Origin of the sequence: Pandoraea terrae (assembly GCF_902459695.1) — a bacterium.
Taxonomy (GTDB): Bacteria; Pseudomonadota; Gammaproteobacteria; order Burkholderiales; family Burkholderiaceae; genus Pandoraea; species Pandoraea terrae.
This window is the reverse complement of sequence record NZ_CABPRZ010000019.1, coordinates 54,459-75,580: the sequence shown is the minus strand read 5'-3', so window position 1 is coordinate 75,580 and position 21,122 is coordinate 54,459. Positions and strand designations below refer to the sequence as shown.

The following is a 21,122-nucleotide window of genomic DNA, read 5'->3' as shown; positions in this document are numbered from 1 at the left end:
ATCCACTACACAATATGTGTATACACGAATGACAAATAATTTTCGAGGTTAGGTCCTCGCGTATTAAATTTCATCACGATAGATACGCAAGCCTCGCATTGAACACTCAGTCTTGAAGAGGCATAATATTTGACGCGCCCAGAAGGCCAAATGCCGGGGTGCCAAGTTCCAATGCTTTCCCAAACGACTTCCAAAATTCGACGGACGCCCAATGACCACGCTTTCCGCCAAGATTCATCAAATGCTTTCGGAAGAGATCATCGACGGCACGCTCAAGCCCGGGCAGAAACTCGAAGAGGCTGTGCTGGCCGAGCGCTTTAACGCGTCGCGCACGCCGATACGTGAGGCGCTGCGCGAATTGAACGCACGCGGCCTGGTGGAACTGACACCGCGTAAGGGCGTGGTGGTAGCGCGCATCAGCGTCGACGAGTTGGCCGATATGCTTGAAGCGATGTGCGAACTTGAGGCGCTTTGCTGCCGTTTGAGTGCCCAGCGGATGAGCGTTGTCGAGAAGAAACAGCTCGAAGCATTGCAGCGGCAGATGAACGAATGCGTCGAGCGCGGCGACGCCGCGGGGTATTTGCCGCTCAACCACGAATTTCACGACGCGATCACCAAAGGCTCGCAAAGCAAGACGCTGGCGACCATCGTTGACGGCCAGCGTCAACGACTCGCGGCATTTCGTTCGGCGCAGCCGGATGGCGAGCGGCGCTTTGCCGCGGCGATCGACGAGCATAACCAGATCGTTGCGGCCATTCTTCGCTCCGATCCGGAAGAGGCATATCGCGCCATGCGAGACCATACTGCCCGCCTCAGCATCCAGGTGCTGGCGCGCTTGCGGCAGCAGCGCAGTCTCGAGGCTGGCGGCAAACTGCGCTGAGTCGTTCCGCCGCTGGCATGCTGAAATCAAGTGCCGTCAATTGTGCGATGAGTGCCGCACCTTCCGCGTCGCCGAGACACGTGAGTGGCGGGCGCACCGTGCGCCACGCCGCGTCGAGCGTGAAATGGGCGACTACGTGTTTCAACGCAGCAATCATCGGCTGGCGCTGCGCGACCGCGCGAATCGCCGAGACGCGAGCCTGCCGCCCGGCGTCGCCTGGCGTACCCCATTCGTGCAACAGGGTAGCGATTCCGCCGGGTTGAATGTTGGCCGTCGCGGAAATGCAGCCCGCCGCGCCCAGCGGCAGAGCGCGTTCCAGCAACGCCTCCGACGCGGGGAAAATCTGAAATCCCGGAAAGCGTTGCAGCATCGTCTCCGTGTTCGACCAGTCGCCCGAACTGTCCTTGATGCCGACCACGGTGCGGGGATAGGCGGCGACCAAGCGCTCGATCAAAGCGTGACTGATCGGCACGCCGGTGAACTGCGGAATGTGGTACAGGAACACGCGCAAACGCGATGAGCCGACCGCCTCGATGACTTCCGCGTAGTAACGAAAGAGCCCGTCATCGCTAATGCTCGTGTAATAAAAGGGCGGCAGCATCAAAACGCCGTAACAGTTCAGCTTTGCCGCGTGCGCGGTCAATTCGATAGCGTCCGGCAAGGCGCAGGCCCCCGTGCCGGGGAGCAGGCGGAAAGGGTCGATGCCATCCTGAATGAGGTAATCGAGGAGTTCGCGGCGTTCGGCGAGCGAGAGCGAATTTGCCTCGCTATTGGTGCCGAACACGGCAAGACCGGCGCCCTGGCCGATCAACCAGCGACAGAACGCGGCGAAGCGTGGCGTGTCGATCGCCAGGCTGCCTTTGAATGGTGTGATGACTGGCGCAAAAACACGGCGCTCGTAGGTATGGGACATGGCGTCTCCTGCTTGAACGTGGTCGCTGCGTCAGCGCCGGATAAATTGAACGATTGCGTCGCCGAGCAAGGTCTCGCCAGAATTGAAATGGGCGACGATCGACGTATGGTTGTGCTTCATCATCTGAAAGAAGCGTGGCCGGTAACGTCCCGGCAAATGCCGCCGTGCGGCCAGTGTCCGAGCGAAGAACTCGGCACCGTATTGGTCCAGATAGGGGTTTTCGAATTCAGCCACGGCGACCATCAACGGAACGTCCGAGCATGCGGCGTGCGTGATGGGTGAACGCGCTTCGTAGCATGCCGGGTCCTCACCGAAATAGGCCCTTACGCCAGCCGCGTTGGGGTTATCCGAGTGCACGTCCGCACGCAAGCGCGCACTGATCAGCACGGCACCGCAGACTTCGGGGCCGGGGCGGGCTGCGAAGACCGGGTCGAACAGGCAGGTCGCGACGTGCGTGCCGCCCGCGGAATGGCCGATCAGAAAAATCCGCTGCGGATTACCGCCGAAACCGGCGACGTGCTGCCGTACCCAGCCCAACGCGAGCGCGACGTCTTCGGCGCCGGACGGATACGGCGCCTCGGGCGCAAGGCGGTATTCAATGTTCAGCGCCACGAAACCTTGCCGGGCGAACCAATGGGCAACGTTGTCGTAAATCTCCCCGTTGAAGCTCTTGCGGCCCCGAATGAACGCGCCGCCATGGACGAAGAGCACCACGTCCGCGCCGCCGGACGCCCGCACTTCGTCTGCCACGAACAGGTCGAGCACCTGTCGCGCGTGGGGGCCGTAGGCAAGGTCCCGTGTCACGCACAGCCCCTCCTTGGGCGCTAACGCGACGAGCGGCGTGTAGGCCTCCACCACCTCATCGCGATGCCGGCCAATGTCGCTCGCCCACGCCATTCCCATCTGCGCAAAACGTTGCGCCGTCTCTGCCGAAAGGTTGCCCAGCGGCACCTGGGGCGCCTGCGTCTGGTGATTTGTCGTCTCTGACATTGGAAGGAAGTCGGCATGCCATTCTGCGGCGGCCTCGGGGTTTGTGTTTTTCTATTCTGGTGTACTTTTGTTTTGATTAGTATGTTTATATTGTAGGTGGTATACCTAGTTAGAAAATAAAAATACATAAGCGACATTGACGTCTATCCGTCGAACCACAGCTTTTCAGGAAGGGGAAAAACATGGACAAGCTGCGTCACATTGCACTTTCGGTTGAGGATCCTGAGAGTGCCGCGCAATTCTTCGAGCAGGCGTTCGGCATGCGCCGGGCGGGCAATGCGATGCGGGGCATCTATATGACGGACGGCGTCATGAACGTCGCGTTGCTCAACTTCAAAGACGAGACCGTGCCCGGATACGCCGGGCTGAAGGACGTGCGGGGTGTCATTCATTTCGGTATGTGGGTGGACGACATCGCACAAACCGAGGCGCGGGTGAAGGCGGCCGGTGGCACCTATCTGACGGGCCGTCATGAGACCAGCCCGAACGTTTTTTACGAGGTGAAGTACCGGATGCCGGACGGCACGGTGTTCGACATCACGGAAAACGGCTGGACGGGGGCAGTCAAGGAAGTCGAACCGGTAACGCCGGATCCGGCGGCGGGTGCCAAATGAGCCTGGCCCGTTCAGCGCCCAGAGCGTTGGTGCTCGCAGTCATCCCATTGCCTACCGGGACCGTTGCCGCGCTGGAAGCCAGATACGACCTGCATTACCTGCCTGCCGGCCTGCGCGAAGGGATTGACGCTGCGCTTGCGCGACGGGTCAGCGCGGTGGTTACCAATGGTTCGACCGGACTGAGCGATGCGCAGATGGCGGACCTGCCTGCCCTTGAAATCATTTGCGCATTAGGTGCGGGCCATGAAAACGTCGATGTGGGTGCAGCGGCGGCGCGCGGCATCGTCGTCACCCATGCGCCCGGCGCCAATGCGGCGACGGTCGCTGACCATGCGCTCGGCCTCATGCTGGCATTGTCACGCGGTTACGCGCCGTTGACCGAGGCAGTGCGCCGGGGTGCGTGGCAGGCCTCGCGGGCCGAACGGCCGACGTTGCACGGGGCGGCGCTGGGCATCATCGGGATGGGCAGGGTTGGCCGCTTGATCGCAACTCGCGCTGCCGGATTTTCGATGCGGTTGGGCTACTACGGCCCCAGCGCCTGTGCCGACGTTGACGGTACCTATTACGCCGATCTCACCGCGCTTGCCAGGGCCAGCGATTTTCTTGTCGCGTGTTGTCCGGGCGGCAGCGCGACCCGCCACCTGATCAACCGCGATGTGCTGCGGGCGCTCGGCCCCCAGGGGTTCGTGGTCAACGTGTCACGTGGTTCCGTGCTGGCCACGGACGAGCTGATCGGCGCGCTTCGACACAACGAAATCGCGGGCGCCGGGCTCGATGTGCTGGAAAGCGAGCCGGATGTCCCCGCCACCCTGTCCCGATTCGACAACGTATTGCTGACGCCGCACATCGCCGGACGGTCGCCGGCTTCGTTGCTCGCCCAGCGCGATACCTTGCTGACGAGTCTTGCCGAGCACTTCGCGGGGCACCCCATAGCGCTTCAGGTGCACGTCGGGTGAGGGGGGCTGAGATCGGTGCGTCCCGGCAAATGCGGAAATCGGTGCGGCACTCGCAGCTAGGGTCTACCCGGCATAACCAAGTCGTTGTTTTGTATAAAAAAATAGTCATTGAAATTCATTTGTTCTGTGAAGCATAATTTTTATGAAAATTGTATATTTACATGAATGCTTGTATCCAAAAAGGCGATGAGCGTCTGAAGGCGCGGCGAGCTAACACACCACAAGATTGACAAATGTCTGGAGACTGCATGAAAAGGAAAGCAATCGTGTCAGGCGCCATGCTGCTCGCATGCGCCGGGGCAAACGCTCAGTCGAGCGTCTCGTTGTCGGGGTTCATCGACCTGAACATCGAACACCTGGTTTCATCCGGCGCCGGTGGCCCGGTGACGCGCATATCGAGCGGCGGCCTGAACAACTCGCGCTTCAACCTGAGCGGCGTCGAGGATCTGGGGGGCGGCAACAAGGCGGTGTTCACGATCGAGCCGACGTTCTCCGCCAATAATGGCGCGCAGGCCGCGCAGTTTCGCCAGTCGTTCGTCGGCATCAAGAGCAACTGGGGTGATGTGACGCTCGGTCGGCAATTCACGCCGTCGTACTGGATTGCCGGCTATGCCGATCCGAGCTGGGCCGCCGACTTCAGCCTGGTCAACAACATGGAGTTCTTCTACGCGTCGTACCGCGAGGACAATTCGATTCAGTACAAGACGCCGACGTTCTACGGATTCACTGGACGGGTCATGTACTCGACCGGTCTGGGCGATACCACGAAGGCAGGGCGCTTCATCAGCACCGGTTTCGACTATCGTAATGGTCCCATTTACTTCGGGGCCGTGAGCGAGCTGCAGTACACGCGCGATATTTTCAACGCGTCGCAACTCCATTCGTCGCGGGATAACTATTTCTCGGCGGCGTACAAATTCGGCGGTTTCGAACCGACCTTGATCTATCACACGTACAACGGCTATTACGCGTACCCGCCATATGTCGCCTTTAGTTCGCAAGGCTGGGACGCGCAGATCGGGGCGCGCTGGAACATCGACGGCCGCAATCGACTGTTTGCCAGCGTGGTGCACCGACACGACAGCAACAACACGAAGATCACCAGTGCAACCGGCTGGTTGCTCGGCTACCTCCATGGCCTGTCCAAGCGGACCGATTTGTATGCGACGTACGCCCACGTGCAGAACCAGAACGTCGTGCCTGTCGCTTACCCGGTGACGTTCCAGGTCAATCCGGCCAGCGGACAGAATCCAAGTGGCTTCCAGCTCGGGATCCGTCACGCGTTCTAGCGCGGCATCGCGTCGGTGACATAAGCAAGTGCTTTGTCCTGCCGCAGTCTTCGTTTGGCGGGGTACTCTCTCGCACGCATAGGCGGCTCACGAGGGAATTGCGTATATAAAGAGGAAACCATGCTTCGGAATCGAAATCTCAGATCAGTCCTTGCGACAGGTTCGGCGTTGTCGGCCATCCTGATGACGACTTGGGCGAATGTGGCTCCTGTGCAAGCCGCGCCGGCGCCGGATGCGGCGGCACCTGCCGTTCAGGCGACGCCGGAGGCGCCCAAGGTTCAGGACCCGTATCTTGCCGCCTGGCTGCGCCTGACACCTGATCGTCGGCCCGCGCCGCTCGTTCCGGGTGTCGACTACGGGATGGATACGACGACCGGTCACTTCGTCTGGCCGAAAGCGACACCTGAAGCGCATAACGGGCAACGCTTCCCCGGCGAAATGCAGACTTGGGACAAGACCACCTTTACCAAGAATGTCGAGGTTCTGGCCTTCTATCCCGGCGTCGGTTCGCCGTTCCATGCCTGGAACAATATCGCCGACTTCAACGGACATCGTTACCTCTATATCCATGACCGGGATTATCTGCGGATCATGGACGTGACCGACCCCGCCCACGGCAAGGTCGTCTATTCCCAAGGCGGCGTTTGGGGGCCGAAAGGACCGAGTGAAAAATTCGATCCCAACAACGTCTCCGACTACCTGGGCGGCGCCACCATTGCCTGGAGCAGGAAGCTCGGCAAGCCAGTGCTCGTCGCCTCGTTCGAAATCGGTCGCTACGGTTTGATGACCGAAAAGATGGCGCAGCCGGAGAAGGTCGCGGCGCAGCGTCACTACAATTCGCTCAAAGGGTTCAAGGTCTTCGTCATGGACGGCCCGCTGCCCAGCGAGTGGCGACTGCTGGCGACCCGCACTACCGACTACAAGCATCCTGATGCACCGATCGGGCAGCAGCAGGGATCCGGATCGCTGGATGCGCCCGAGTACTACGGCGGCAAGTACATGATCCTGTCGGCCGCACCGGACGACACCTACGGTCTGACCGAGTATCCGAACTATCTGTATTCACCGGGCTATCAGGTTTGGGATATGTCCGATCCGGCAAATCCGACCTTTGTTTCCCAGATTTCGGTCCCGGGACAGATTCTCGGCAACGCCGGCCACGAGCACGCCTATCTGCAGAACCCGCGCGCCGGTAACCGCACCTCGTGGATGGGGTCGCGTATCCCGATCTTCTTGCCGAAGCCGTTGGAAAACGGTGGCAAGATCGGCTTCGGTGCGATGGGTGGCCTGGGCCTATGGTCGTTCGATCTTTCCGACCCGAGGCATCCGAAGGTGATGGGCAACATCAATACGCCGCCCAGCTTCGCCGGCACCGAGTTCGACAACGCCGACGTCAGCCAGTACGCGCGCACTGGCTTTGTCATGACCAGCGGCTATCCGATGAACCGCGATTGCTACGAGCCCTACAAGGACATTTTTGTCGTTGACGCACGCGATCCGTCGCACATGAGGGTCGCGACCAAGCTGCCCAGGCCGACGCCGCCCGAGGGCGCGCCCTACACGAGCTTCTGCCAGCGTGGTGGCAACTTTGGTCCGAAGCGTTCGAATGCGATCGGCCAACCCGGCGGCTGGCGTCAGGGGATCATTCCGTATTCGTTCTATAACGCCGGTGTGCAGATCTTCGACGTCAAGAATCCGGAGAAGCCGACCATTGCCGGCTATTTCGTGCCTGCACTGGCAGATGAGACGGAACTCCCGGGTTATACGCTGGGCAAGGGGGTACTTGCGATGTACACCGAGTACGACCGCAACATCATGTGGGCCTTTACGGAAAACGGCGCGTACGCGCTGGCGTCGCCCCTGCTGGGCAAGCCGGTCATGGGTGCCCCCGCCAAACCTTGGCCGCTGCGTTAACGCGTCAGTAGGCCTAGTCTGAGCGCTACGCCCTCGTGTGAGGACAAAAAACTAAATCTGCATGCCCCTATGCAGCGGTTATCGCTGCGTAGGGGCTTTTATTTCTGACGGGCAGCACGGGCGCCCGTCGTCGCATCACGCATCGAAGGAGAATGGACAGTGAAAACATTGCGTTTGCAGGCCGTGCCGGCCCTCGCCGGTGTCGCGTTGTCGGTCTGGATGTCGCTGGCCGATGGCCAGACGGTCATCAGCAAGGAGCGCCCGCCGCTCCCGACAAATATGATGCAGGCGCCGCCGCCCGCCGAACGAGTGCCGGGCGAGCCGGCGGACCCCGATCCCTCGACATGGGGCATGGATGCGACGACGGGCGTGTTTCGCCATCCGGGGGCGACGCCTGAAACCAGCGGGCCGCATCCTTTCAAGGGCAGCCTGAACTATCTCGATTTGAACCAGTACGCGAAAAACACGAAAGTCGAAGCGTTTTACCCGGTGCTGGTTTCCAGCGGCCATACCTGGCAGACAATTTTCGATCTGGATGGCCACCGGTACATGTATGACTACTATCGCGACCACTTCCAGGTGTACGACATTACCGACCCGCGCAAGCTGACGATGGTGGGCGAGCGCCGCTTCGACACGAAAAACGGCGATCACCCGTTCGGCCCTTTCAATATCCAGTACAACCGGAAGCTGGAAAAGTTGATCGCGGTGCAATGCTACGAAACACCGCGCTTCGGCATCCTGAAGAACAAGTATGCGCAGCCTGAGAAAGAGAAAATCATTCGCGAGATGAAATTCCTGCGCGGCTTTCGCGTATTCGAGGTCGTCACTCCGACCGAATGGAAAATGCTCTCCGAAGTCACGCTCGATCCACATGCCAACGCACAGCAGATGCCTCAACAGGGATCAGGCTGTCTGGATGTGCCGTTCTATATCGGCGATAAATTTGTATTCGTCGCCGGTGCCCCAGACGATACCTACTCGCTGCAGGAATACAAAAGCTATTTGTACTCGGCGGCCCAACTGGCTTACGACATTTCCGACCCCTATCATCCGAAACTGATGTCGGTGTGGTCGGTGCCGGGCCAACGCATCGGCGAGGAGGCCGCATACCGCGAAAATCCGCGTCACGGCAACAAGACCTCATGGATGGGCGCGCGCATGCCGCTTTTCATCCCGCGGCCAGTTGAGCAAGGCGGCAAATATGGCTATGCCGCGATGGGCGGGCTGGGCTTCTATGTGGTTGACATTTCCGACCCTGCCAATATGAAGACAGTCGGTCATCTTGACCTACCCGTCAGTGTGGCGGGAAACGAGGGTGACAACATCGATGTGACCAAGGCGGAAATCACCGGCATGGTGTATTTCAGCGGGTATCCGATGAGCGACGATTGCTATGAGCCATACAAGGATATTTACCAGATCGACGTGCGCGATCCGGCGCACCCCAAAATTACGGGTGTGTTGCCGCGGCCCACACCGCCCAAGGAAGCGGGATTCACGGATTATTGCGAGCGGCGGGCCAGCTTCGGGCCAAAACGCAGCGGTTATCTGAACCAGCCGGGCACACCGTCGAAGCAATACATTCCCTATTCGTTCTATAACGCGGGATTGCAGATTTTCGATGTGTCGAATCCTGCGCATCCCTTCATCGCGGCGTATTTCGTGCCCAAGATGGCTGATCCCAAAACCAGCACGAATTCCGGACTGTTTCGGACGGCAGGCTACGGTAATCCGACGCACGGCATTTTCGTGGAGTGGGATCGCCATCTGATCTGGGTCTTCACCAATCATGGCGTGTATGCCATATCGAGCCCGTTGCTGGGCACGCCGGTGTTCGGTCTGCCCAAATCAGGTTCCAGCTAATTGATGCGCGGCCATCTGCACATGTACGAATGCGGATGGCCCGCATCCCGTCCGGGAAAGCCGGATTACGCGAGGCGGTTCTCTTCGGTGGTGGCCGTCGGCCTTTGGCGATAACGCAGCCAATAGGCGATTGACAACGCGGCAATGAACGGAAGGCCGCACACGAGCGTCATCTGGAATTCGCGAGTGAAGAACGTCGTAATTAGCGTAGCTGTCATCAGCGTAGCGCCCGCAATGCTGGTGTATGGGTGTCCCCACATTTTGAACGTCAGTGACATCCCGTCATGGCGTCTGCGGAAAAAAAGATGAGTCACGAAGATCATCAACCACGTGAACATTGCGCCGAACATCGAAATCGACATCATCAGCGTGAAGGCGGCATCCGGACGCAGCACATACAGGACGGCAGCGAGCGTGATCCCGACGGTCGACAGCAACAGCGCCGCAACCGGTACGCCCTTTGCGTTCAGTTGGCCCAAACGGCGTGGTGCGTAGCCGGCGCGAGACAGGCTGAACATCATCCGGGTCGTGATATAGAGTTGACTGTTCATGGCAGAAAGCGCGGCAACCAGGATCACGAAATTGATCACTCCCGCGGCGCCCGGCACATGCGTGGCTGCCATCACCTTGACGAACGGGCTCGCATCCGTTCCCGCAGCATCCCAGGGCACGATTGCGAGCATCAACGCCAAGGTCAGGAGATAGAAAATCACAAGCCGGAACATGGTCGCGCGAAATGCCCGTGTAATGGCCCGTTGCGGGTCGCGAGCTTCGCCAGCCGCCACGGCGATCATTTCAATACTCAGATAACTGAAGATCGAAACGATAACGGCGACCCACATTCCCCAACCGCCCTTCGGAAAGAATCCGCCATGCGACGTGTAGTTGGCGAAGCCGATGCCCGATGACGCAGGTGGATTGAACACGACATAGCCGCCCAGGCCGATGAACGCGACGATGGCGACGATCTTCAGCATTGAGAAGCTGTACTCGACCACACCAAATACTTTGACGCTGACCGAATTGATGGCGATCAGCGTGGCTGAAAATCCCACGATCCATAGCCATCCCGGCACGGTCGGATACCAGTACTTCATATAAACCGCAATGGCGGTCACCTCGGTGCCGACGGCGAACACGATCGAAGCCCAGTAGGCGTACCGCACCAGAAAACCGGCCCAGGGGCTAATGTAATGTTCGGCATACGCTCCGAACGATCCGGAGGTCGGGTGAGCGACGGTCATCTCCGCCAGGCACCCCATCAAAAGCAGGGCAATCAGTGCGCCGATCGCGTAGCTCAGCAGGACGCTGGGCCCGGCGAAGCCAATGGCGAAACCGCTACCGAGGAACAAGCCGGTACCAATGGCGCCGCCAATCGCAATCATTGACAACTGGCCTGTCGATAATCCGCGGTGTAGTCCTTTTTCACGTGCGACGATGTCGTCGAAGCGCTGGTTCTGTGCTGTCAATTTTGTCTCCTTGTCATTGCTTGATTGGTGCGGGGAGCCGGAAATTGTCGTTCCGAAATCCTGCGACGACGCCGATGCAAAATCAGGCCAGAAGTTGCCTTCGTGTATACATAAAGTAAATAATGTATCCCCATGATGATGTTATTTGAGCGCATAGATAAAAAATAGTGAAAAAATAGATGTTATGTATTCTATTTTGGAATGTATAAATGCATTTTTTGCGATTGCGTACAAGCACCCGCGGCTGCGTGAGGATGGCGCTTCAGCGGCTGGGAAAGCCCATGGAATCATCGATTGCCACATTGCCGGCGGGCCGCTCTGGCAAAACGGGGTGAGATGCGCTGGCAGTTGTTGCAGAATTGCGAATGGCGCAATGATGACGATCGTGCCGGTGGTTGACGATCTGAAGGAGGGGGCGTTGACTTCGTGAACAGAAAAGGGCGCCAAGGCGCCCTTTGATGACTTGCGGTTCTCTGCTTGCGACGTGCCGCCGCGCGCGATAGTGCTTACTTGCCGGTCCTGTCCTCGGCACGTTGCAGGCCATGGTCACGGTCCACCGCGTGCAATCCGTTGGAATTCAGCGCGCTTCTGCTCGTGTGGTGAGCGTGATGCTTGCCGGCCTGTTTGTGCGACATACCTTCGCGACTCATCCGGTCGCCGGCGCGCGCCTGGCCTTTGTCACGGTCACCGGCGTTGAGGCCGTTGGAATTCGTGAAGCCGCCGGAATGACCGGGGGTCATGCCGATACCATGTCCACCGCTCATTCCCCCACCGCCATGTCCGCCGGCGGCATAGGCACCGGCGCTAAGGATGGCAAGTCCGATCCCCGCGATGATCGCGAGTTCCCGTTTCAGCTTCAGCATGGTCGTCTCCGAAAATTGTGCGGCGCCGGATGCTCAACATGCGCGTCCTCGTCGCCACGCATGCAATCTAGGCACTTCGAACGTGGGCTGCTGTAAGAAAGGGTAAATATTTGTAAGGATTGCGTGTCAGGCCATCGCTTGAGCGGGAAGCACCTCGACAGTGACGTGCGACAGCCCCTTGAAGCGTTTGAGCATCGCGTGATAGAAGCGCGGGTCGCGGTGTGCTTCGTTGGTGACCAAGGAAACCACTGCGCTCATGTGCCCCGGCCCCAGTCGCCACACATGCAAGTCAAGAATCTTGTCGCCTTGTTGCTCAATCGCTTGGCGCACCTTTTCCGCCATGCTTTTATCGGGGCTCATGTCGAGCAGAATCGCTCCCGTATCGCGCATCAGGCCGTAGGACCAATTCGCAATCACCAGTGCACCGATAACGCCGGCGAGCGGGTCCATCCACAGCCAGCCAAAGGCTCGCGCCAACACAAGTCCAATGATGGCAAGAACAGACACGGCGGCATCCGCCATCACGTGAATGTAAGCGGAGCGGATATTGTGGTCGCGGGTGTCAGCAGCATGCGCGTCGTCATGACCGTGCGCATGCGCTTCTTGCTGAACTTCTTCTTCGTGGTCGTGTTCCTCGTGACCATGCCCGTGACTATGCCCGTGACTATGCCCGTGACTATGCCCATGGCTGTGGCCGTGATGGTCGCCGCTCAGCAGCCAAACACTGGCGATATTGACGAGTAACCCGACCACGGCGATGGGAATCGCCTCGCTGAAATGGATTGGCACGGGCGAGAGGAAGCGGGAGACTGCCTCGTAACCAATCAGCAGCGCAATCATCGCAAGCGCAATGGCACTGGTAAATCCCGCCAAGTCGCCGAGCTTGCCGGTGCCGAAGACAAAGCGTGAATCGGTGGCATGTTTGCGCGCGTAGGTGTATGCCATCGCGGCGATGAGCATCGCACCCGCGTGCGTTGACATATGAAGGCCGTCGGCCACCAGCGCAAGCGAGCCGAACAAACTGCCACCAACGATTTCAACGAGCATCATCGCACTACAGAGCGCAATCACTGCCCATGTTTTGCGCTCATTACTTTCATGACCCGCGCCAAGAAAGATGTGGTCATGCCCTGCGCCGAAGGCGGAATCCTGGAAACTTTGCATCATGGGCTCTACTTGAAATAGCTATGTACGACGTCGATGAGCTGCGCTTTTGCGCTACCGCCGTGATGTCCATCGTCGGAATCGGCATCGACCAGATGGGTTTGGATATGGTCCTCGAGAACGACGGCCAACAAGCCGTTCATCGCCCCCCGGCAACTGGTGATTTGCTGCAGTATTTCCATGCAGTCGTGCTCGCCGTCGAGGGCGCGCTCAAGCGCTTCGACCTGCCCCTTGATTCGACGAACCCGATTGAGCAACTTTTGCTTTTCGCGAACAGTGTGGCTCATACTCGCCTTGTCGTGATGGTATAGGGGGGTATAGTACCAGAATTCTGACGACGTTTTCTATACCAAAAGGCCCTGGCCCGCTATGGCGTTCCGTATATCGCCCAAGGCGGCTCAATCACACTCACCAGTGGCCTGCTCGCGCAGCATCCAATGCGGGGTAGCGCTGCTGTGAGCACGGTGAACGCCGGCATCGAGGCGTTTGGTCGGGCGGCCGCACTTGAATTGCAAGGCAAGATTCGAGTGAATGTCGTGAGCCCGGGGTGGGTATCGGAAGCGCTTGAGGCGATGGGACGCGACCCCAACAAGGGCGTTCGAGCGGCGGTAGTCGCACAAGTTTTCCGAAAATGTTTGACGGAAGACATTTCAGGTCAAGTGGTGTCGGTGACCCACTGAATCGAGCCTGCAAGCAGCTGACTCGCGGGTGCTTCACAAGATTGGAAGGCCGGCCGTATGAGCGGCAGCAGGCTGCCGCAATCGACGCAAGTCAGCGCGCTGTGTTAAAGCGGTGCCAGCGATCCGAACCAGTATGATGCGGTGACGCCTCCATCCATCAGGATGTCGCTCCCCGTGATGAAGCCGCCTTCCGGCCCCATGAGCAGCGCCGCGACATTTGCCACCTCGTCTGGCGTACCCGCGCGCTTGGCAGGGCAACCATCGATCATCCGCCGATAGCCAGCGCCGCGCGGCCCGGACAGTTCGTCCTTTGCCAAAGGGGTGATTATGATACCCGGGCTGATGGTATTGACGCGGGCACCGCGATCACCCCAACGACCAGCTTCAAACATTACGCGCAGGGCGTTTCCGCGCTTGGACAACTGATAGGCGTGTAGCGTGTCCTTGATCTGGTCCAACTGAAGCATCTGCAGGTTCAGCAGCTGGTCGACAGGCGTTGTCGCGAGGGCCTTGTTCTCTTCTAACGTGAGCGGCGGCAGACGATGGCCGGACTGCGATGCGATGACAACACCGGAGCCTCCTTCCGCGACGACCTTGCCAAACGCTTCGAGGACCAGTGCCGTGCCGTAAAGATCGACTTTCAGAATGGTTTGCGGCGAAGCCTGCGACGGCGAGACGCCGGCTGCATGGATAAGTCCATGCACCGCGCCCAGTGACGTTGCCATTGCAACCAACGCTTCGACGGATGGGCGCGACGAAACATCAACACTTGCTGTTGTCACTTCAAAACCCGCCTCGCTCAGCGTCTTGGGTACGAATCGATCGGGATCGCCGCACCGTGCCTGATCGTGCTGGCGCGCATGTTGCAGGGCCTGTCCGCAGGCGGCGAAATGGGCGGCGCCACCGCATTCCTGACGGAGCACGCACCCGCGGACAAGCGCGCGTTCTATTCGAGCTGGATCCAGACCAGCGTCGGTTTCGCCGTCGTCATCGGCAGCTTGGTCGGTACGCTCATCGTGTCGGTCATGCCCACCGAATCGCTGATCCAATGGGGCTGGCGCATTCCGTTCGTGGTTGGCATGCTGGTCGCGCCGGTGGGCTACTACATCCGCCTGAAGATCGACGAGACGCCGGAATTCGCCACGGAAACCGTGCGGGCCGACACGCCGCTGCGCGACGTCATTCGCCAGTACCCGAGCCAGGTCGTGTCGAGCCTGATGATGGTAGTGCTGTGGACGGTGTGCACGTACGTCATTCTGTTCTACGTGCCGACGTATGCCACCCGCACGCTCCACATGCCTCAGCAACAGGGCTTCATCTCCGGCATCGTGAGCGGCGCCGTGCTTATGATCATGGCGCCGGTGTTCGGCGCGCTCTCCGATCGCATCGGCAAGGCGCGCGTGCTGCGCGTGGCGGCAGTCGCCATTCTCGTCCTGACCTATCCGCTTTTCTCCTACCTGAACAACGCGCCGACCTTCGCGACGCTGTTGACGTTCCAGGTCGTTTTCGGGGTGCTCATCGCCGGCTATACGGGCCCCATCCTCGCGTTGTTTACCGAGATGTTCCCGAGCCGCGTACGCACCACCGGCCTGTCGCTGGCCTATAACGGCGCGGTCACGATCTTTGGCGGATTTGCGTCGTTCATCATCACGTGGCTCATGCAGCTCACGGGTGACCCGAAATCCGCTGCCTACTACATCATCTCCGCGGCCGTCGTCAGCCTGTTCGGCACGCTGCTGATGAAGCCGTATTCCACTCGAGGTTGATTTTCATGAGCATACTGGTTATTGAGGGCGTCGACGTCTTCGATCCGGCCAGCCGTACGCGGCAGGAGGGCGTCGATGTCGTTGTTCAGGACGGTGTCATCGCCGCCATCGGCAAGGTTCCCGCAGGCGTTGCCCCTGATATCCGGCTTCGCCTGCCAGGTCACACGGTGCTGCCGGGCTTCATCGATCTTCACGTACATGTGGTGGCGTCGAGTACGAATCTCGGTGCCAACGCAGTCTTGCCGAACTTTCTTGCCGCCTTGCGCACGCTGCCGATTCTGCGCGGCATGCTCAATCGGGGATTTACGACGGTGCGCGATGCGGGCGGCGCCGACTTCGGCATGTGCGAAGCGGTCAATTCCGGTGCCTTGGCCGGCCCGCGCATCCTGTCGTCGGGCAAGGCACTGTCACAGACGGGAGGCCACGGCGATTTCCGTCAACGCAGCGACCAGCTCGGCGACGCCTGCGGCTGTCTCGGACGGCAAGGCGCCATCGCACGCGTTGTGGACGGCGCCGACGCGATACGGCTCGCCGTGCGTGAAGAAATCCTCAAGGGAGCGGCGCAGATCAAGGTCATGGCGTCCGGCGGCGTGGCCTCTCCCAACGATCCGATCACGAACACGCAATACTCCGACGCAGAGCTGCGCGCTGCCGTGGAAGAAGCAGCTGCGGCGGGCACTTACGTCATGGCCCATGCCTACACGGCGCGCGCTATCCGCCGCGCCGTCGAAGCCGGGGTGAAATGCATCGAGCATGGCAATCTCGTCGACGAGGACACCGCTCGCCTGATGCTCGAGCGCGACGTTGCCATGGTGCCGACACTCGCCACGCTCGACCATCTTTTGGAATACGGCCCGAAACTGGGCTTCCCGGCAGCATCGCTCGCGAAGATCGACGCGGCCCGTTCAGTGGGGCGCGAGGCGCTGGCCCTGCTGGCGCGCATCGGCGTGAAGACGGGCTTCGGCTCGGACATGCTCGGCGAGGCGCTTCATCAGCACCAGTCGGACGAGTTTCTGGCGCGCGCCAAGGTGGTCGGCAACGAGGCGGCCATCTGTTCGGCGACGTCGGTGGCTGCGGACATCGTCGGCGAAGCCGGCACGCGCGGCACCATGGCCGTGGGCGCGGTGGCAGATCTGGTCGTCGTCGACGGGGATCCGGTGCGGGACATCAGCTTGCTGCTGGGGCAGGGCGAGCATATCCCCGTCGTCGTCAAGGCAGGCGTCTGCGTCAAGACGGACGGCCGTCTGCACGAACCTATGTAAAGCGCGCCGCCTTCGCGGCAACGTGCTCGTTCCATCGATTACCGGAAAATTCCATGCAAATCACTCGTACGATCGGCACCGTAGAAATGCACACGGGCGGCGAACCGTTCCGCATTGTCACATCCGGATTGCCGCGTCTGCCCGGCGACACGATCGTCGCGCGCCGCGCATGGCTCGTCGACAATCTCGATGAGGTTCGCCGCTCGCTGATGTGGGAACCGCGAGGTCACGCGGACATGTACGGCGGCTACCTGACGTCGCCCGTGTCTCCGGCGGCGGATTTCGGCGTCATCTTCATGCATAACGAAGGCTATAGCGACCATTGCGGCCATGGCGTCATTGCATTGGCCACGGCGGCTGTCGAGCTGGGCTGGGTCACGCGGAAATCACCGGAAACGCGCGTCGGGATCGATGCGCCCTGCGGCTTTATCGAGGCGTTCGTACAGTGGGACGGCGCCCATGCCGGCAAGGTCCGGTTCATCAATGTGCCGTCGTTCATCTATCTGCGAGACGTGAGCGTCGATACCCCGAGCTTCGGTCGAGTCGCCGGCGATATCGCCTTCGGCGGCGCTTTCTATTTCTATACAGACGGTGCGCCTTTCGGGCTGGCCATTCGAGAATCGGAAGTGGAGGCGCTCAAGCGCTTCGGTGCCGAAGTCAAAGCTGCCGCCAACCTGGCCGTGAAAGTCATGCATCCGAGAATCCCTGAAATCAACCACATTTACGGCACGATCATTCACGGTGCACCACGCTTCGCAGATTCTACGCAAGCGAACTGCTGCGTTTTCGCGGATCGCGAAGTGGACCGGTCGCCCACGGGTTCGGGTACCGCGGGCCGGGTCGCACAACTGTTCCTGCGGGGCGAAATCGCGCTTGGCGAATCTATCGTCAACGAATCGCTGGTTGGATCGGTATTCGGTGCAAAAGTCATCTCGCGTACGCAAGAGGGCGAGTTCGATGCCGTCATTCCGGAAGTTGAAGGCACCGCGCATCTCTGCGGCTTTGCCAACTGGGTCATCGATGAACGCGATCCGATGAAGCACGGCTTCCTCGTGCGTTGAGACGCGACAAGCCAGACTTCAAGGAAAACGAAGGAAAATGCTTCATATCGACAAAGGCGACGTTGAACGTCTGCTGCCTTTTCCCGCGCTGATCACCAAGTTGCGCGACGCCTTCTGCGCGGATATTTCCGTGCCACTGCGCCTGACGCTAAAGCTGCCCGACGATACCGCGCCAATCGGCACATCGCTGCTGATGCCCGCCTGGAATCGCACAGGGTACTACGGTGTAAAGCTGGTCAACATCTTCCCGGACAACGCTAAGCAGGGGCTACCTGGCTTGCACTCGGTGTACGTGCTCTTCGACGGAAATACCGGTGCACCGCTGGCGACACTCGATGGCGACGTGATCACGTCGCGGCGTACGGCCGCAGCGGCGGCATTGGGCGTCTCGCTGCTCGCCAACGTCGAGGCGTCGAAGCTGCTTGTCGTCGGCGCGGGGCGCGTGGCCAGTTTGCTCGCACCGGCGATTGCCAGCGTGCGCGGACTGACAGATGTCGCAGTGTGGAACCCGACACCTGAGCACGCTGTGCAATGCGCCGAGCAATGGCAATCGATGGACATTCCCGCGCGGCCTGTGGCGGACCTCGAGCGCGCCGCGCGGGAGGCGGATATGATCAGTTGCGCCACACTTGCGACGCAACCGCTGATTCACGGCCAGTGGCTCAAGCCGGGTAGCCATCTCGACTTGGTCGGGAGCTTTACTCCTGCCATGACCGAAGCGGCACCGGCTTGCTTCGCGGGCGCGGGCGTGTGGGTCGACACAGATGAAGCAACGCAGAAGTCCGGTGACATTCTGAACGCCGTGTGCGAGGGCTCGCTGAATGCTGCTGACGTCAAGGGGACACTGTTCGACCTGTGTCGCGGTGTCTGCGAAGGACGTACCTCGGCCGCGCAACGCACGGTGTTCAAGGCCGTCGGGTCCGCGTTGGAAGACTTGGCGGCAGCCGTTATGGTTTATGAACAGAGTCGGCCTGATAGGGTCTTGCCTGGATAAATTTCATACCCGGTAAAACAATGGTGCCACCCCGACGACGAGGCGCCCTGATCGCGTGGCGCCTTGTCGTTCTGGTGGACAACCGGAGCGCGGACAGGCGGGCACAAATGCTCTTGGCGAGTGCCCGCCCTGTTCGGCGCTAGTCAGAACGACTGCCAATCGGCGTTACTTTCCCCTGACGTTGCCGGCACCGCGCGCAATGCCGTTGTACGAGTCATCGTACGAGAAACAAGGGGTTCGCGCCGCGACGTAGTTGGCACAACGGATAATGGCGTGGCCCCGGCAGAGCGCACCGCGGCCGCGCCGGCAGCGCCAGCGCCATGACCATCACTGACCCTGAACACTGCCACCGCGTCCCGCAGGATTTTCGCCTGTTCCGCCAGCGACTGCGCGGCTGCCGACGCCTCTTCCACCAGTGCGGCGTTTTGTTGGGTTACCTCATCCATCTGTCCGACGGCAGTATTCACCTGTTCGATACCGGTGCGTTGTTCGCCCGATGCTGACGAAATTTCTCCAACGATGTCGGTCACGCGCTTGACGGATCGGACAATCTCGGTAATGGTTCCGCCTGCTTCCTCAACCAGCTTGGCTCCCATATCAACGCGCGCGACCGACTGATCGATCAGCGACTTGATCTCCTTCGCCGCTGCCGCGCTACGCTGCGCCAGTGTCCGCACTTCTCCCGCGACGACCGCGAAGCCGCGTCCTTGCTCTCCGGCACGCGCCGCTTCCACCGCGGCGTTGAGCGCCAAAATGTTGGTCTGGAACGCAATGCTGTCGATCACGCCGATGATCTCGGCGACTTTCGAAGAACTCTCCGAAATGCCGTGCATCGTATCGACGACACGGCCAACCGTCTCGCCACCTCGAGTGGCCACCGCCGACGCATTCGCGGCGAGCGTAGCGGCTTGTTTTGCGTTGTCGGCATTGTGCCGCACCGTCGCGGTGAGCTCTTCCATGCTCGCAGCGGTCTCCTCCAGGGAAGCCGCTTGCTCTTCGGTGCGCTGCGACAAATTAGTGTTGCCCTGGGCGATCTCGTCGGCCGCCACCGCAATCGCATCGCTCGAGACCTTGATGCCGCGCATAATGTTCGTCAGTTGATCTTTCATGGCCGCCAACGAGAACATCAGGCTCGATCGGTCGCGCGGGTGCAAATGAACCTGGGCCAGTAGATTGCCGTTGGCGATCTCGCTGGCGAGCGTGGCCGCATCGCCGGGCTCCCCACCTAATTGTTTCGTCAGGCCGCGGGCAATGACATATGCCAGCGCGATACCCAAAACGGTCGCCACGCCCAAAACGATGAGCACCGCCAAACGCGCTGCAGCGTAAATTTGGGCAGCTTCCTTACCGGAGCGTTCGGAGCCATCGACGTTGATTTCGACAATACGTTTCAGCTTGTCATCAATTGCGTGTCGCAAACGGGAGGCATCTCCACGTACCAGTTGAAGTGCTTCCTCGTTCTTGTTCTGGCGGGACAGCGCGATAATCTTGGCATGCTCATTGAGATAATCAGTCAGCAATTTCCCGATATCACTATACAGTTGCCGCTCCTCCGGCTCGGTGATGAGCTTGGCATAGATGCTGTCGGCCTTGCGGTAATTCGCCAGCGCGTTATCCATTTGCTTCTCATACTTCGTCATGTCGGCGTCAGTGGTCGACTGTACATGCTGAAGCTCTCCGTTCCTGAACTCTCCCAGGCTGCCGGCCATCGCGGCGGAACTTTGTACGCTTGGCAACCAGTTGTCCCTGATTTCAACGGCTTGGTCGTTGACCCGGCTGAGTTCGTAGATCGCAAATACCCCAACGCCAATTAACATCGCCACCACCATCAGAAACGCGGCGAGAAGCTTATTAAATACTTTCATTTGGTTAAGAGGTCGCATGTTTTTCCGATTACCAGCATGTTTCCATTAGAAATTTGTGCGTCGGCGGCCAGCGATGGGTTTGACCAAAACATTAAAATTGTGCGACTGATTCGTGGTTTATCGACGACATCTTCCATAGCTACAATAGTGATATCGCATCGCATTTTCCCGTCGATGTTGATTGTTCATAGTACATCGAGATGACCAGATTGTGGATAGGTTCCAGTGTGTAAATGCAGGAGCGAAAAACGGAATTTTCTTGATTGCCGATGCGCTCCCGGGGCTGCGAAGTTAGCGTCACCACATTCGAGAGATTTCTTTAAACGATCGTTTGAATCCCGGCATTAATTTACAATCGAATGCGTGCGACATCGGCAGTCAACCACCAAGGCACTCGACCGACGAACACGTTCGTCGCGCGCCCTCACTAGCGGTCGATTTCAAGATCAACAGTGCCAACTTAATAACTGCAGGCAGAAGAAAGTAGAGGTGGCTCCGCTTGCTTGGGTAGTGCTTGCGCGGAAAGTCGCGAACGCTTGTGACCGGGCAAATGTAATTTGCCCCCAAGCTCCCATA

General features: G+C 59.8%; 18 protein-coding genes and 1 pseudogene. 11 read left to right on the top strand and 8 right to left on the bottom strand.

The window, feature by feature from the left end:
• Positions 1-211: 211 nt before the first annotated feature.
• Positions 212-880 carry a GntR family transcriptional regulator gene (locus tag PTE30175_RS19830; protein ID WP_150698792.1) on the top strand — a complete coding sequence of 223 codons (669 nt, stop codon included), beginning with the start codon at positions 212-214 and terminating at the stop codon, positions 878-880.
• Here PTE30175_RS19830 and PTE30175_RS19825 read toward each other — a convergent pair.
• Positions 813-1,793, bottom strand: a complete 981-nt coding sequence (locus tag PTE30175_RS19825) for a dihydrodipicolinate synthase family protein (protein ID WP_150698791.1) — start codon at positions 1,791-1,793, stop codon at positions 813-815. The two genes, PTE30175_RS19830 and PTE30175_RS19825, sit on opposite strands and share 68 nt — an antisense overlap.
• 30 nt (positions 1,794-1,823) lie before the next feature.
• Positions 1,824-2,783, bottom strand: coding sequence for an alpha/beta hydrolase (locus tag PTE30175_RS19820; protein WP_150698790.1), 960 nt, complete (start codon positions 2,781-2,783; stop codon positions 1,824-1,826).
• A 182-nt stretch (positions 2,784-2,965) separates the two neighbouring features.
• Here PTE30175_RS19820 and PTE30175_RS19815 point away from each other — a divergent pair, with 182 nt between their 5' ends.
• The 5 genes from PTE30175_RS19815 (at position 2,966) to PTE30175_RS19795 (ending at position 9,422) form a co-directional block, all read left to right on the top strand.
• A complete protein-coding gene (locus tag PTE30175_RS19815) occupies positions 2,966-3,397 on the top strand; it encodes a VOC family protein (RefSeq protein WP_150698789.1) in 432 nt (143 codons plus the stop codon).
• A complete protein-coding gene (locus tag PTE30175_RS19810) occupies positions 3,394-4,353 on the top strand; it encodes a 2-hydroxyacid dehydrogenase (protein WP_150698788.1) in 960 nt (319 codons plus the stop codon). The genes PTE30175_RS19815 and PTE30175_RS19810 overlap by 4 nt, the downstream gene beginning before the upstream one ends.
• A gap of 248 nt (positions 4,354-4,601) precedes the next feature.
• The gene (locus tag PTE30175_RS19805; RefSeq protein ID WP_150698787.1) at positions 4,602-5,642 is read left to right on the top strand and encodes a porin; all 1,041 of its coding nucleotides are present in this window, start codon (positions 4,602-4,604) and stop codon (positions 5,640-5,642) included.
• Positions 5,643-5,762: 120 nt separating this feature from the next.
• Positions 5,763-7,556 (top strand): LVIVD repeat-containing protein, encoded by a 1,794-nt coding sequence (locus PTE30175_RS19800; RefSeq protein WP_150698786.1) that lies wholly within the window; start codon positions 5,763-5,765, stop codon positions 7,554-7,556.
• A gap of 159 nt (positions 7,557-7,715) precedes the next feature.
• Positions 7,716-9,422, top strand: coding sequence for an LVIVD repeat-containing protein (locus PTE30175_RS19795; protein ID WP_150698785.1), 1,707 nt, complete (start codon positions 7,716-7,718; stop codon positions 9,420-9,422).
• A 65-nt stretch (positions 9,423-9,487) separates the two neighbouring features.
• Here the strand turns inward: PTE30175_RS19795 and PTE30175_RS19790 are convergent, their stop codons facing one another.
• The 4 genes from PTE30175_RS19790 to PTE30175_RS19775 form a co-directional block, all read right to left on the bottom strand.
• A complete protein-coding gene (locus PTE30175_RS19790; protein ID WP_150698784.1) occupies positions 9,488-10,891 on the bottom strand; it encodes an amino acid permease in 1,404 nt (467 codons plus the stop codon).
• A gap of 506 nt (positions 10,892-11,397) precedes the next feature.
• Positions 11,398-11,754 (bottom strand): hypothetical protein, encoded by a 357-nt coding sequence (locus PTE30175_RS19785; RefSeq protein WP_191629150.1) that lies wholly within the window; start codon positions 11,752-11,754, stop codon positions 11,398-11,400.
• A gap of 126 nt (positions 11,755-11,880) precedes the next feature.
• Positions 11,881-12,918, bottom strand: a complete 1,038-nt coding sequence (dmeF, locus tag PTE30175_RS19780) for a CDF family Co(II)/Ni(II) efflux transporter DmeF (RefSeq protein ID WP_150698830.1) — start codon at positions 12,916-12,918, stop codon at positions 11,881-11,883.
• Positions 12,919-12,926: 8 nt separating this feature from the next.
• Complete coding sequence (locus PTE30175_RS19775; RefSeq protein ID WP_150698783.1) at positions 12,927-13,205, bottom strand: metal/formaldehyde-sensitive transcriptional repressor; 279 nt, start codon at positions 13,203-13,205, stop codon at positions 12,927-12,929.
• Between the two features lie 63 nt (positions 13,206-13,268).
• Between PTE30175_RS19775 and PTE30175_RS19770 the strand changes: the two are divergent.
• A pseudogene (locus PTE30175_RS19770) lies at positions 13,269-13,598 on the top strand (SDR family oxidoreductase); the annotation flags it as partial.
• A gap of 104 nt (positions 13,599-13,702) precedes the next feature.
• On the opposite strand, the gene PTE30175_RS19765 reads toward PTE30175_RS19770, so the two are convergent.
• Entirely contained in the window at positions 13,703-14,467 is a 765-nt protein-coding gene (locus tag PTE30175_RS19765; RefSeq protein WP_263596292.1) for an SDR family oxidoreductase, read from the bottom strand.
• 21 nt (positions 14,468-14,488) lie between these two features.
• Here PTE30175_RS19765 and PTE30175_RS19760 point away from each other — a divergent pair, with 21 nt between their 5' ends.
• Genes PTE30175_RS19760 through lhpI form a run of 4 tightly spaced genes read left to right on the top strand, consistent with a single transcriptional unit; the run spans position 14,489 to position 18,681 of the window.
• Positions 14,489-15,364 carry an MFS transporter gene (locus PTE30175_RS19760; protein ID WP_263596291.1) on the top strand — a complete coding sequence of 292 codons (876 nt, stop codon included), beginning with the start codon at positions 14,489-14,491 and terminating at the stop codon, positions 15,362-15,364.
• 5 nt (positions 15,365-15,369) lie between these two features.
• Positions 15,370-16,626, top strand: a complete 1,257-nt coding sequence (locus PTE30175_RS19755) for a metal-dependent hydrolase family protein (protein ID WP_150698780.1) — start codon at positions 15,370-15,372, stop codon at positions 16,624-16,626.
• Positions 16,627-16,679: 53 nt separating this feature from the next.
• Entirely contained in the window at positions 16,680-17,687 is a 1,008-nt protein-coding gene (lhpH, locus tag PTE30175_RS19750) for a trans-3-hydroxy-L-proline dehydratase (protein ID WP_150698779.1), read from the top strand.
• Between the two features lie 37 nt (positions 17,688-17,724).
• Positions 17,725-18,681: a bifunctional Delta(1)-pyrroline-2-carboxylate/Delta(1)-piperideine-2-carboxylate reductase gene (lhpI, locus tag PTE30175_RS19745; protein ID WP_150698778.1), complete on the top strand. Its 957-nt coding sequence runs from the start codon at positions 17,725-17,727 to the stop codon at positions 18,679-18,681.
• 143 nt (positions 18,682-18,824) lie between these two features.
• On the opposite strand, the gene PTE30175_RS29070 is transcribed toward lhpI, so the two are convergent.
• Positions 18,825-20,546 (bottom strand): methyl-accepting chemotaxis protein, encoded by a 1,722-nt coding sequence (locus PTE30175_RS29070; RefSeq protein WP_150698777.1) that lies wholly within the window; start codon positions 20,544-20,546, stop codon positions 18,825-18,827.
• Between the last annotated feature and the right edge of the window lie 576 nt (positions 20,547-21,122).